This window comes from Roseomonas sp. SRI_022 (genome assembly GCF_057586215.1).
Window position 1 is genome coordinate 133386 of record NZ_JBYCZL010000010.1, and the last position, 13089, is coordinate 146474.

Consider the following 13089-nt stretch of genomic DNA (forward strand, 5'->3'; position numbering starts at 1 on the left):
CAGGCACGTGAATAAGAAGGGCCGGCGGATTGCTCCGCCGGCCCTCTTGGATTCACGCCTTCAGGTGCTCGGCGCCTCGCGGCGCCTGCGCCCTCCGGCGATCGCAGCGTTGTCTGGACGCTGCGATTCACGCCTTCGGGTGCTCGGCGCCTGTCGGCGCCTGCGCCCTCCGGCGATCGCAGCGTCAGCTATGCGCCAGCATCGCCAGCAGCAGCAGGGCGACGATGTTGGTGATCTTGATCATCGGGTTCACCGCCGGGCCGGCGGTATCCTTGTACGGGTCGCCCACCGTGTCGCCGGTCACCGCCGCCTTGTGGGCGTCGGACCCCTTGCCGCCATGGTGGCCGTCCTCGATGTACTTCTTGGCGTTGTCCCAGGCACCGCCGCCGGTGGTCATGCTGACCGCGACGAAGAAGCCGTTGACGATGACGCCGAGCAGCATCGCACCGAGTGCCGCGAAGGCCTGCGCCTTCCCGGCAACCGCCTGGATGCCGAAGTAGATCACCAGCGGGCTGAGCACCGGCAGCAGCGAGGGGATGATCATCTCCTTGATCGCTGCCTTGGTCAGCATGTCCACCGCGCGGCCGTAATCCGGCTTCTCGGTGCCCTGCATGATCCCAGGCTTCTCGCGGAACTGGCGGCGCACTTCCTCGACCACCGACATCGCCGCGCGGCCGACCGCGGTCATCGCCATGCCGCCGAACAGGTATGGCAGCAGGCCGCCGAACAGCAGCCCGACGACGACGTAGGGATTGGCCAGCGAGAAGTCGATCGCGGTGATGCCCCGGAAGTACGGGTACTGCGCCGCGTTGGCGATGAAGTAGGACAGGTCCTGCGTATAGGCCGCGAACAGCACGACGGCACCCAATGCCGCCGAGCCGATCGCATAGCCCTTCGTCACCGCCTTCGTCGTGTTGCCCACCGCGTCGAGCGCGTCGGTGGTCTGGCGGATCTCCTTCGGCAGGCCGGCCATCTCCGCGATGCCGCCGGCATTATCAGTGACGGGGCCGAAGGCATCGAGCGCGACCACCATGCCCGCCAGGGCCAGCATGGTCGTGACGGCGATGGCGATGCCGTAGAGGCCCGCAAGGCCATAGGATACGAGGATGCCGAAGATGATCACCAGCGCCGGCAGGGCGGTGGATTCCATCGACACGGCGAGGCCACGGATCACGTTGGTGCCATGGCCGGTCACGGAGGATTCCGCGATGGCCTTCACCGGGCGGAAGTTGGTGCCGGTGTAGTATTCCGTGATCCAGATGATCAGCCCGGTCACCGCCAGGCCGACAACACCGCACAGGAACAGGTCGAGGGCGCGGAAGGTCGCCCCCGCCGCCGTCGCCGTGCCGAAGCCGAAGATCATGTAGGTCAGCGGCAGCAGGGCCACGAGCGACAGCACGCCTGTCACCGCGAAGCCGCGATACATCGCCCCCATGATCGAATTGTTCGACGGCAGCTTCACGAAATAGGTGCCGGCGATGGACGTGACGACGCAGACCGCGCCGATCGCGAGCGGATAGATCATGCCCGCGCGCAGGAAATCCGTGCCGGCGAAGGCGATCGCCGCCAGCACCATGGTTGCGACCATCGTGACCGCATAGGTCTCGAACAGGTCGGCCGCCATGCCCGCGCAGTCGCCCACGTTGTCGCCGACGTTGTCGGCGATGGTGGCGGGGTTGCGGGGGTCGTCCTCGGGGATGCCGGCCTCGACCTTGCCGACCATGTCGCCGCCGACATCCGCACCCTTGGTGAAGATGCCGCCGCCGAGACGGGCGAAGATCGAGATGAGCGAGGCGCCGAAGCCAAGGGCGACCAGCGCGTCGATCACCAGGCGGTCGTTTGGCGTGAACCCTGAATGCACAAGAATGAAGAAGTAGACGGCAACGCCCAGCAGCGCGAGGCCCGCCACCAGCATGCCGGTGATCGCACCCGATTTGAACGCGACGTCCAGCCCCCCGGCGAGCGAGCCGATCGCCGCCTGCGCCGTGCGGAGGTTGGCGCGCACCGACACGTTCATGCCGATGAAGCCGGCGACGCCGGACAGCACCGCGCCCAGCAGGAAGCCGATCGCGACCGTGATGCCGAGCCGCCAGGCCACCAGCACGAACAGGACGACGCCGACGATGGCGATGGTGGTGTACTGCCGCTTCAGATAGGCCGAGGCGCCTTCCTGGATCGCCTTCGCGATCTCCTGCATGCGCTCGTTGCCCGGATCCCGGGAGAGCACGTCCTTGGCCGTGTACACGCCGTAGCCGACGGAACACAGGCCGAGCGCGATCACGATGATCAGCCAACCGGTCAACAAATTGTGGACTCCCCCAAGATTACGCGGCCATTTGCCGCCCCGACCCGTCTTTCGCAGGCCAGATGCGAGGCTAGAGGCGGAAGGGCAGGCGGCGCAACGGGTGGCGGCGCGGAACGGGCCGTTCAGGCCCTGGCGTGGCGGGGCCTGGGCTTGTCGGCCCGGCGCGGACCGTTTGAAGATGCTGCCCGGACATTAGGGGCGGGATGAATGGATATCGACGGGATCGGCTACCTCGGCGTCGCGGAACTCCAGGCGCTGTACCGGTCGCGCCAATTGTCGCCCGTCGAGGTCGCCAGCGCCGTGCTGGCCCGGATCGAACGCGTCGAGCCCCGGGTCAACGCCATGATGCGCCTGACCCCGGAACACGCGATGGCCGCCGCCCGGCGGTCCGAGACCATATACATGCAGCGCGAGACACCCCGGCTGCTCGAGGGCATTCCCGTCACCATCAAGGATCTGCAGCACACCAAGGGCGTGCAGACCGACTTCGGCACGGTGATCCTGCAGGGCACCGTCCCGGATGTGGACGCGCCCTGCGTCAGCCGGTTGCTGTCGGCCGGCGGCATGATGCTGGGCAAGACGACCTCGGCCGGCGAATGGGGCTGGAAGGGCGTCAGCCAGGCGCAGATCTCCGGCATCACGCATAATCCTTGGGGGGAGGGGCTGAATGCCGGCGCCTCCTCCTCCGGCGCCGGTGTCGCCGCGGCCTGCGGCTATGGGCCGCTGCACCAGGGCGGCGACGGGGCGGGGTCGATCCGCATGCCCGCGCATTTCTCGGGCGTCTATGGGCTGAAGCCGACGCATGGGCGGGTGCCGAACTGGCCGATGTCGAACAACGACCTCGCCACGCATATCGGGCCGCTGACGCGCACGGTCGAGGACGCCGCGTTGATGACCCAGGCGATGGCCGGCCCGCACCCTTGGGACTACACCTCGCTGGAGACGCCGCCGCAGGATTACGCGTCGCAGCTCAAGGCGGCGTCCATGAAGGGCAAGCGCATCGCCTATACGCGCGACCTCGGCCATGCGCGCGTCGATCCCGAAGTCGCCGAGACCGTCGAGCGCGCCGTGAAGGCCTTCGAGGAGATGGGCGCGCATGTCGAGGCGGTGACGCCCGCCTGGGGGCCGCTCGGGCCTGAACTCGCGCGCTTCTTCTGGCCGGCCACATTCAGCGGGCGGATCGGCGCACTGCCGGAGTTCGAGAGCCGCATGGATCCAGGCTTCGTCGCGATGATCCGATACGCTTCCGGCTTCACGGCGCCGCAATTCATGCAGATGCGCCTGCGCCGCTTCGACTACATCCAGCAGATCCACGACTTCATGGAAGGTTACGACTTCCTGCTGTCCCCGGCGGTGAGCGTGGCAGCCTTCCCCGCCGACCGGTTGCAGCCGGAACATTGGCCGCAGCACGAATGGGACTGGCTGATGTGGGCGGAATTCTCCTACCCCTTCAACTGGTCCGGCAGCCCGGCGGCGAGCATCCCCTGCGGTTTCACGCCCGCCGGCCTGCCGGTGGGCTTGCAGATCGTCGGGCGGCGCTTCGACGATCTCGGCGTGCTGCAGGCGAGCGCGGCCTTCGAGCAGGCGCGGCCCTGGGCGCAGCATCGCCCGCCCCTCGCGCAATAGATCCACCATCCATCAGCGGAGAGAGTGCCATGAAGCGTCGTGACTTCCTTGCCACCGCCGCGGCCGGTGCCGCCTCCCTCTCCGCACCCACGGCGGCGCAGCAGCGCACGACGGTGCGCTTCGTGCCGCAGGCGGATCTCGCGCTGCTCGACCCGGTCTTCACCACGGGCCTCGTCACCCGCAACCATGGCTTCATGGTGTTCGACCAGCTCTACGGCCTCGATGACGACTTCATGCCGCAGCCGCAGATGGTCGAAGGCCACGTCATCGAGAATGACGGCAAGACCTGGAAGCTGACCCTGCGCGAGGGCCTGCGCTTCCATGACGGCACGCCGGTGCTGGCGCGTGATGCGGTGGCGTCGATCAATCGCTGGATGCAGACCGACGCCTTCGGCCAGTCGCTGCGCGCCACGACCGAGGAACTCAGCGCGCCGTCCGACAAGGTCATCCAGTTCCGCCTGAAGAAGCCCTTCCCGCTGCTGCCGGCCGCACTCGCCAAGCCGTCGGCCTTCTGTCCCGTGATGCCCGAGCGCCTCGCCAGCACGCCGGTCAATGTGCAGGTCACCGAAATGGTCGGCAGCGGCCCCTTCCGCTACATCGCCGGGGAGCGCGTGGCCGGCGCGCGCAACGTCTATGAGAAATTCGCGGGTTATGTGCCGCGACCCTCCGGCACGCCGTCCTTCGCCGCGGGTCCGAAGATCGTGCGCATCGACCGCGTGGAGTGGGTGACACTGCCCGATGCCGCGACGGCCGCGGCGGCCTTGCAGGCGGGCGAGGTGGATTGGTGGGAACAGCCCCAGCCCGACCTGCTGCCGCTGCTGCGCCGCAACCGCAACATCGTCGTGGAGGCCAAGGAACGCGGCGGCCTGATGGGCATGATCCGCTTCAACCACCTGGTGCCGCCCTTCGACAATCCGGCGATCCGCCGCGCCTTCCTCGCCGGCGTCAACCAGACCGAATACATGCAGGCGGTGATGGGCGAGGAACGCTCGCTGTGGAACGACCGCTGCGGCTTCTTCCTGCCCGGCAGCCCGATGGCGACGGAAGCGGGGCTCGAGGTGATGACCGGCCCGCGGTCCTTCGACAAGGTGAAGCGCGACCTCGATGCTGCCGGCTACAAGGGTGAGCGCGTCGTCTTCGTCGTGCCGACCGACCTGCCATCGCTGAATGCGATGAGCCAGCTGGCCGCGGACATGTTCCGCAAGGTGGGGCTCAACCTCGACTACCAGGCGCTCGACTGGGGCACGGTGCTGCCGCGGCTGAACAACCGCGAAGGGCTCGACCGCGGCGGCTGGTCGGTGTGGTGCAACTACATCCCCGGCATCATCGCGGTGACGCCGGCGACGCAATCCTATGTGCGCGGGCTCGGGCGCAACGGGCCCTTCGGCTGGCCGACCTCGACGCGGATCGAGGCACTGCGCGACGAGTTCATGGATGCCGCGACGCTGCCCGACCAGCAGCGCATCAGCCGCGACATCCAGGTGCAGGCGTGGGAGGACGTGCCCTACATCCCGACCGGCGCCTGGATGCAGCCCTTCGCCTTCCGGCGGAACATCACGGACATGCTCAACGGCTTCCCGCTGTTCCACAACATCCGGAAGGGATGAGGGCGTCGCCGCGCGGCGCCCCCGCGACCCTTCAGGCGCCGCGCTTCGCGCGCTCGATCGCCTCGGTGATCAGCGTGCGGGCTTCCGCGGCATCACCCCAGCCCAGCACCTTCACCCACTTGCCGGGCTCAAGGTCCTTGTAGTGCTCGAAGAAGTGCTGGATCTGGTCCAGCGTGATCTTGGGCAGGTCCGTGTGGTTCTTCACATGGGCATAGCGCTGGGTCAGCTTCGGCGTCGGCACGGCGATGATCTTCTCGTCGCCGCCGCCGTCATCCTCCATGCGCAGCACGCCGACCGGGCGGACATTGATCACCGCGCCGGGGATGATCGGGCGGGTGTTCGCCACCAGCACGTCGATCGGATCGCCATCCTCGGACAGGGTGTGCGGCACGAAGCCGTAGTTCCCGGGGTAGCGCATCGGCGTGTAGAGGAAGCGGTCCACGAACAGCGTGCCGGCCTCCTTGTCCATCTCGTACTTGATGGGCTCGCCGCCGACCGGGACCTCGATGATGACGTTCACGTCCTCGGGCGGGTTCTTGCCGATCGCAATGGCGTCGATGCGCATGGAATGGATCTCCAGGGGTATTCGGGGCGGGCTGGTAGCAGAGTGGGGCGCCGGGGCCAATCGCAGTGCAGCATGACCTTGCGCGCGGGTCCGGCGGCGGCGAGGCTCCGCCCATGCCGAACCCCGCCGATGCCCGCGCCACCTTCGCCGCCGAAGTCGCCGCCCGCGCGCCGGAGGTGGTCGCGCTGACCCGCCGGTTGATCGCCGTCCCGTCGCCCAACCCGCCCGGCGATGTGCGCGCCTGCGCCGAGGCCGCCGCCGCCCTGGTCCGGGAACTCGCGCCGGAAGCCGAGGTCAGCCTGCACGCGACCTCGCCCGAGGTGACCAACCTGGTCGCCCGCGTCGCCGGCGCGGGGCCGGGGCGGCTGCTCGCCTTCAACGGGCATCTCGACACCTATCCGGTGAATGAGGCGTTGCCCTGGACCGTGGATCCGCTGCGCGGGGATGTGCGGGACGGGCGGCTTTATGGCCGTGGCGCTGCCGATATGAAGGGCGGCATCGCCGCGTCGATCCTCGCCTTCGCCCTGTTGGCGCGGCACTGCGCGGCCTGGCGGGGGGAAGCGATTCTGACGCTGGCCGGCGACGAGGAATCGATGGGCCCGCTCGGCACCAAATGGCTGCTGGACCATGTGCCCGGGCTGGCGCAGGCCGACGGGGTGATCATCGGCGATGCCGGCAGCCCGCGCGTGCTGCGCTTCGGCGAGAAGGGTTTCCTCTGGATCGAGGTCGAGGCCGCCGGCACCGCCGCCCACGGCGCCCATGTCCATCTGGGGGAGAATGCGGTGGACCGGCTGCGCGCCGCGCTCGATGCCGTCTCCGCGCTGCGCGACCTGCCGGTGGCGGCCCCACGCGCCGTCACAGTGGCCATCGCGGTGGCGAAGCCGGTCAGCGAGCCCCTGGCGGGAGCGGGCGAAGCGCGGGTGCTGGCCGCCGTGACCGTGAACATCGGCCGGATCGAGGGCGGCACGGCGCCGAACCTGGTCCCCGCTTCGGCCCGGGCCGCCTGCGACATCCGCCTGCCGGTGGGCGTCACCTGCGCGCAGGCCGAAGCCGCGCTGGCCGCCGGCCTCGACGCCCTGCCGGGCATCACCTGGCGCGTGCTGCGCCGCTTCGAGCCGAACCACACTGACCCGGCCGCCGACATTGTCCGCCTGACCCATGCGGCGGCGGAGGAAGTCCTCGGCGGCGCCGTCGCGGTGAACATGCGCGTCGGCGGGTCGGATGCGCGCTGGTTCCGCATGGCCGGCCTGCCGACCGTCGTCTACGGCCCGACGCCGCACAACATGGGCGGGGCCGATGAATGGGCCGATGTGTCGGAACTGGAGGCGGTCGCGCGGGTCCATGCGCTGGCGGCCTTCGACATGCTGACGCGCTGAGCCGCCGTTGCGCATCCTGGTCCTTGGCGCGACGGGGCTGATCGGCGGAACGGTGGCCGACACCCTGGCCGCAGCCGGCCATGCGGTGACCGGGCTCGGCCGGCAGATCGGGCCGGCCGCCGCCGCCGCCCGCCCCCATTGCCAATGGATCGCCTGCGACATCGCCGCATGTGCCCGGCCCGAGGATTGGGCACCGCTGATCGCGGGCATGGATGTCGTGGTGAACTGCGCCGGCGCCTTGCAGGACGGACCGCGCGACGACGTCCGCGCGGTGCAGGAGAGCGCGATGCTCGCCCTGTGGCAGGCCTGTGCGGCGGCCGGGACGCGGCGCGTCGTGCAGGTTTCCGCGGTCGGGGCGGCGGCCGATGCCCCCACGGTCTTCATGCGCAGCAAGGCCGTCGCGGATGCGGCTTTGGCCGCTTCAGGCCTTGACTGGGTGGTGCTGCGGCCTGGGCTGGTCTGGGCACCCACGGCCTATGGCGCGACCGCGCTGTTGCGGGCGCTCGCGGCTTGGCCCGGCGCCTTGCCCCTGCCGCTGCCGCTGGCCGAAGCCCTGGTGCAGACCGTGGCGGTGGAGGAGGTGGCCGAGGCCGTGCTCGCCGCCGCCGAAGGCCGCGTCCCCGGCCGTCAGGCCTACGACCTGGTTGAGGCAGAGGCGCACAGCCTTGCCGGGCTGGTCGCAGCGCTGCGCGGTTGGAGCGGGCGTCCACCGTTGCGCATCGTGGCGGCCCCGCGCTGGGTCGCCCGGCTGGCCGGGTGGGGCTCGGACCTGCTGGGCCGGCTCGGCTGGCGGGCGCCGCTGCGCAGCACGGCGATCGCGGAACTTGCCCGCGGCGTGCGCGGCGACCCGGCACCCTGGGAGGCAGCCATCGGCTGTCCGGTCGCCAGCCTGGCCGAGACGCTGCGCCGTCGTCCCTCAACGGCGCAGGACCGCTGGTTCGGGCGGGCCTGGCTGATGCGGCCGTTGCTGATCGGCGGGCTCGCGATCTTCTGGCTGGCCTCGGGCGCCATTGCGTTGGCGCAGCCTGGCGCGGCGGCGGCGGTGCTGACCGCGCGCGGTCTGGCCGAGACACCGGCGCTTGCTGTGGTCCTTGGCGGGGCACTGCTGGATCTCGCGCTCGGTGCGCTGGTGCTGGTGCGGCGGACCATGCCGGCGGCAGCACTCGGCATGCTGGCGACCAGCGCGGCCTATCTGCTGGGCGGCACGCTGCTGGCCCCGGATCTCTGGGGCGATCCGTTGGGACCCTTGGTCAAGGTAGTGCCGGCCATGCTGCCGGCAGCCATGCTGCTCGCGCTCGCCGAGGAACGCTGAGCGTGACCGTTGAGATCCTGCGCTGGCTGCATGTGATCGGTGCGACCGTGCTGTTCGGCACCGGGGGTGGCATCGCCTTCTTCATGGTCATGGCCCATCGCACGCGCGACCCGGCGCTGATCGCCCATGTCGCCGGAACGGTGGTGGTTGCAGATACGGTGTTCACCGCGATGGCGGTGGTGGCGCAGCCCGTGACGGGGGCACTGCTCGCCTGGGAACTGGGCTGGAGCCTGTCCGAGCCATGGATCCTGCTGTCGCTGGGCCTCTACGCGATCGCCGGCGTCTTCTGGCTGCCGGTCGTCGCCATCCAGATCCGGATGAGGGACCTCGCGCGCCGGGCTCAGGCTGCGAGGCAGGGGCTGCCTGCCGCCTATGACCGGCTGTACCGCATCTGGTTCGCCTGTGGCTTTCCCGCCTTTGGCGCGGTGCTCGCCATCATCTGGCTGATGCTGGCGCGTCCGGCGCCGTGGTAGCGGCGTTTGATTTCCGGCGCGGCTGCGGGCAATCAGGGGGCTGCATGGGCCTGTAGCTCAATGGTCAGAGCGGACCGCTCATAACGGTTTGGTTGCAGGTTCGAGTCCTGCCGGGCCCATGAATTCGCCGCGCGCCTGCGCGCGGCGAATTCATCCTCCGGAGGAAGACGACGCAGCGCCTTGGCGTCACCCTCGCGCGGCACTGCCGGACGAGCGCCGGGACGAGGACGCCTCCCCGACCAAGGCCGATCCACCCCATCAGGCCGTCGAGGTCGTCGCCGCCGACGCGGCCGGCCGCCGCGCCCCCAGCACCAGCACCGCCGCCACCAGGCAGGCCGCGCCAGCCAGGTAGAAGGCCGGTAGGTAGGACGCCAGCACATCCCGGCTGATCCCACCGAGCAGTGCCGCCAGCGCGGCACCCAGTTGATGCGCGGTGAAAACCCAGCCGAAGACGATCGGCGCCTTGTCCCGCCCGAAGGCGCTGCCTGCGAGCTTCACCGTCGGCGGCACGGTCGCGATCCAGTCGAGCCCGTAGAACACCGCGAACAGCGCGAGCCCGTAGAGGCTGAAGGTGCTGGACGGCAGCCACAGCAGCGACAACCCGCGCAGGCCGTAATACCAGAACAGCAGCTTGCGGTTGTCGTAGCGGTCCGACAGCCAGCCCGAGGCCACCGTGCCGATGAAGTCGAAGATGCCCATCAGCGCGAGCACCGAGGCCGCCTGTACCTCCGCCATGCCGAAATCGGCGCAGAGCGGAATGAAATGCGTCTGGATCAGCCCGTTGGTGGACAGGCCGCAGATCATGAAGGTGACGAACAGGATCCAGAAGATGCGCGTCTGCGCGGCCTCGGCCAGCACCACGAAGGCGGTGCGCACGGGGTTGGCGCCGGGGGGCGCGGGCGGGGCGACGCGATCCTCGCCATAGGCGGGCAGGCCGAGTTCCGAAGGGTGGTTGCGCCCGAACAGCAGCATCAGCACCACGGCAAGGCCACAGGCGACCAGCCCCGGCACCAGGGCGAAGCGCCAACCTTCCTGCTGTGCCAGCCAGGCGCCGAGCGGCAGGAAGGCGAGCTGCCCCGTGGCATTGGCGGCGGTCAGCAGCCCCAGCACCAGCCCGCGCCGCTGCACGAACCAGCGATTCGCCACCGTCGCGCCAAGCACCAGTGCCGTCATGCCCGTGCCGAGGCCCGTGATCGCGCCCCAGTAGAGCCAAAGCTCCCAGACCTCGGTCATGCGCATCGACAGCAGCAGGCCGGTGACGACGAGGGACAGCGCCAGCGCCACCATCCGCCGCAGCCCGTAGCGTTGCAGCATGGCCGCCGCGAAGGGCGCCGTCAGCCCGAACAGCAGCAGCCGCAGTGCGAGCGCGCCGGATATGGACGACATGTCCCAGCCCGTCTCTCGCTGCAGCGGCAGCAGCAGCGCCCCGAGCACGCCGAGCGCGCCCGCCGAGGAGACCGATATCAGGAAGGTGATGGCGACCATCACCCAGCCGTAGTGGATGCCGCGGCGGGCGAGGGCGGCGGCGAGGGGCGCTGCGAACATCGGCGTATCCTTCAGGCGCTGAGGTCGGTGGCGAGGAGTTCGGCGAGCAGCAGGCGCAGCGCCTGCGTCCGGTCCGCGCCGAAGCGGATTTCGAAGTCGTCCTGCGCTGCGACCCACAGCGGGCGGGCCGCGGCGAACCGCGCCGCGCCCTCCGGCGTCAGGGCCAGCAGCCGGCTGCGCCGATCCGCCGGGTCCGGGGTGATGGCAAGCAGCCCGTCCCGTTCCAGCGGCTGGAGGTTTCGCGCGAGCGTCGTGCGGTCCATCGCCATGACCGTGGCGAAGGCGCTGAGCGCGATCGGCCCTCGCGACGCAAGCCGTCCGAGCAGCGCGTATTGCCCGATGTTCAGCCCGGCCGGCGCCAGGCGCTGGTCATAGAACTGGGTCAAATGCCGCGTCGCCTTGCGCAGGCCGTGGCAGCTGCAGCGGTCGGGGAGCATGGCGCCATAATAGGTGTATATACGCATATTGCAAGATGCTGCGCCGCACAGCCTTGGCGCCTTGCCCCTTGGGCCCTAGAACCCGGGGCCAAACCCTCCGCACAGGTTCCCGCCCCATGGCCGCCTACCAGTACGTCTACGTGATGAAAGACCTCACCAAGTCCTATCCGGGCGGGCGTGAGATCTTCAAAGGCATCACGCTGTCCTTCCTGCCGGGCGTGAAGATCGGCGTGCTCGGACCCAACGGCGCCGGCAAGTCCACGCTGATGCGCATCATGGCCGGGCAGGACAAGGAATTCGGCGGCGAGGCCTGGGCCGCCGAGGGCGTGCGCGTCGGCTATCTCTCCCAGGAACCGGAACTCGATCCGAACCTGACGGTCGGTGAGAATGTCCGCCTCGCCTTCACCGCGCTGAATGGCTGGCTCGCCCGCTTCAACGCCATCTCCGAGAAATTCGCCGAGGAGATGAGCGAGGACGAGATGAACGCGCTGCTCGCCGAACAGGCCGAGTTGCAGGAGAAGATCGACGCCGCCGATGGCTGGGAGATCGACCGCAAGGTCGAGATCGCGCTCGACGCGCTGCGCTGCCCGCCGCCCGAGGCCGCGGTGACCAATCTTTCGGGCGGCGAGCGCCGCCGCGTCGCGCTCTGCCGGCTGCTGCTCGAGAAGCCGGACATGCTGCTGCTCGACGAACCGACCAACCACCTCGACGCGGAATCCGTGGCGTGGCTGGAGCGGACGCTGAAGGACTACACGGGCACGGTGCTGATCGTGACCCATGACCGCTACTTCCTCGACAACGTCACGGGCTGGATCCTCGAAGTCGATCGCGGCCGCGGCATTCCCTACGAGGGTAACTACTCGACCTACCTGGAGCAGAAGCGCAAGCGCATGGCACAGGAGGAGCGCGAGGAAAGCGCCCGCCAGCGCCAGCTCGCCGAGGAACGGGACTGGATCGGCCGTTCGCCCTCCGCCCGCCAGGCCAAGTCCAAGGCACGCGTCTCGGCCTATGAGGACCTGCTGCGCGCCAGCCAGGACAAGGCGCCCGATCCCACCGAGATCGCCATCCCGCCCGCCCCGCGTCTCGGCAACACCGTCATCGTCGCGGACGGCCTGTCCAAGGGCTATGGCGACCGGCTGCTGATCGACGATCTGTCCTTCAAGCTGCCGCCGGGCGGCATCGTCGGCGTCATCGGGCCGAACGGCGCGGGCAAGACCACGCTGTTCAAGATGATCATGCAGCGCGAGAATCCCGATGCGGGCTCGCTGACGGTCGGCGACAGCGTCCAGCTCGGTTATGTCGACCAGTCCCGCGACAGCCTCGATGACAACAAGTCGGTCTGGCAGGAAATCTCCGGCGGTGACGACATGATCACCATCGGCAAGCGGTCGGTGCCCTCGCGCGCCTATGTCGCGGCCTTCAACTTCAAGGGCGGCGACCAGCAGAAGCGCGTCGGGTCGCTCTCCGGTGGTGAGCGCAACCGCGTCCACCTCGCGAAGATGCTCAAGACCGAGCACAACGTGCTCCTGCTTGACGAACCGACCAACGACCTCGACGTGGAAACGCTGCGGGCGCTGGAGAATGCGCTGATGGAGTTCGCGGGCTGCGCGGTCATCATCTCGCACGATCGCTTCTTCCTCGACCGGCTGGCGACGCACATCCTCGCCTTTGAAGGGGACAGCCACGTCGAGTGGTTCGAGGGGAATTTCGAAAGCTACGAAGAGGATAAGCGACGTCGACTCGGCGACGCGGCCACCGACCCACATCGGATCAAGTACAAGCCACTGGCGCGGTGAAGGAGGCGGGGGAGGGAACTCCCCCGCACCCCCTCCTTCTTTTGTCT

The 13089-nt window shown here is 69.3% G+C and carries 10 protein-coding genes and 1 tRNA gene; 7 read left to right on the plus strand and 4 right to left on the minus strand.

Annotation, left to right across the window (positions count from 1 at the left end; genetic code table 11):
* Positions 1-184: 184 nt before the first annotated feature.
* Complete coding sequence (locus AC2YHJ_RS12335) at positions 185-2302, minus strand: sodium-translocating pyrophosphatase (protein ID WP_487396356.1); 2118 nt, start codon at positions 2300-2302, stop codon at positions 185-187.
* A gap of 210 nt (positions 2303-2512) precedes the next feature.
* On the opposite strand from AC2YHJ_RS12335, the gene AC2YHJ_RS12340 reads away from it, so the two are divergent.
* On the plus strand, positions 2513-3931 hold the full coding sequence (locus AC2YHJ_RS12340; protein ID WP_487396357.1) for an amidase: 1419 nt from the start codon (positions 2513-2515) through the stop codon (positions 3929-3931).
* 29 nt (positions 3932-3960) lie between these two features.
* Complete coding sequence (locus AC2YHJ_RS12345) at positions 3961-5538, plus strand: ABC transporter substrate-binding protein (protein ID WP_487396358.1); 1578 nt, start codon at positions 3961-3963, stop codon at positions 5536-5538.
* A 31-nt stretch (positions 5539-5569) separates the two neighbouring features.
* On the opposite strand, the gene ppa is transcribed toward AC2YHJ_RS12345, so the two are convergent.
* On the minus strand, positions 5570-6103 hold the full coding sequence (ppa, locus tag AC2YHJ_RS12350) for an inorganic diphosphatase (protein WP_487396359.1): 534 nt from the start codon (positions 6101-6103) through the stop codon (positions 5570-5572).
* A gap of 113 nt (positions 6104-6216) precedes the next feature.
* On the opposite strand from ppa, the gene AC2YHJ_RS12355 reads away from it, so the two are divergent.
* The 4 genes from AC2YHJ_RS12355 (at position 6217) to AC2YHJ_RS12370 (ending at position 9383) form a co-directional block, all read left to right on the plus strand.
* Positions 6217-7479, plus strand: a complete 1263-nt coding sequence (locus AC2YHJ_RS12355) for a M20/M25/M40 family metallo-hydrolase (RefSeq protein ID WP_487396360.1) — start codon at positions 6217-6219, stop codon at positions 7477-7479.
* 7 nt (positions 7480-7486) lie between these two features.
* Entirely contained in the window at positions 7487-8791 is a 1305-nt protein-coding gene (locus tag AC2YHJ_RS12360) for an NAD(P)H-binding protein (protein WP_487396361.1), read from the plus strand.
* A gap of 2 nt (positions 8792-8793) precedes the next feature.
* Complete coding sequence (locus tag AC2YHJ_RS12365) at positions 8794-9264, plus strand: DUF2269 family protein (protein WP_487396362.1); 471 nt, start codon at positions 8794-8796, stop codon at positions 9262-9264.
* Between the two features lie 46 nt (positions 9265-9310).
* Positions 9311-9383: transfer RNA gene (locus AC2YHJ_RS12370), tRNA-Ile, on the plus strand.
* A gap of 139 nt (positions 9384-9522) precedes the next feature.
* Here AC2YHJ_RS12370 and AC2YHJ_RS12375 read toward each other — a convergent pair.
* Both AC2YHJ_RS12375 and AC2YHJ_RS12380 read right to left on the minus strand, forming a co-directional pair.
* A complete protein-coding gene (locus AC2YHJ_RS12375; protein ID WP_487396363.1) occupies positions 9523-10809 on the minus strand; it encodes an MFS transporter in 1287 nt (428 codons plus the stop codon).
* A gap of 11 nt (positions 10810-10820) precedes the next feature.
* Positions 10821-11195, minus strand: a complete 375-nt coding sequence (locus AC2YHJ_RS12380; protein WP_487396364.1) for a MarR family winged helix-turn-helix transcriptional regulator — start codon at positions 11193-11195, stop codon at positions 10821-10823.
* 167 nt (positions 11196-11362) lie between these two features.
* Between AC2YHJ_RS12380 and ettA the strand changes: the two genes are divergently transcribed.
* Positions 11363-13042, plus strand: a complete 1680-nt coding sequence (gene ettA / locus AC2YHJ_RS12385) for an energy-dependent translational throttle protein EttA (protein ID WP_487396365.1) — start codon at positions 11363-11365, stop codon at positions 13040-13042.
* Positions 13043-13089 lie beyond the last annotated feature (47 nt).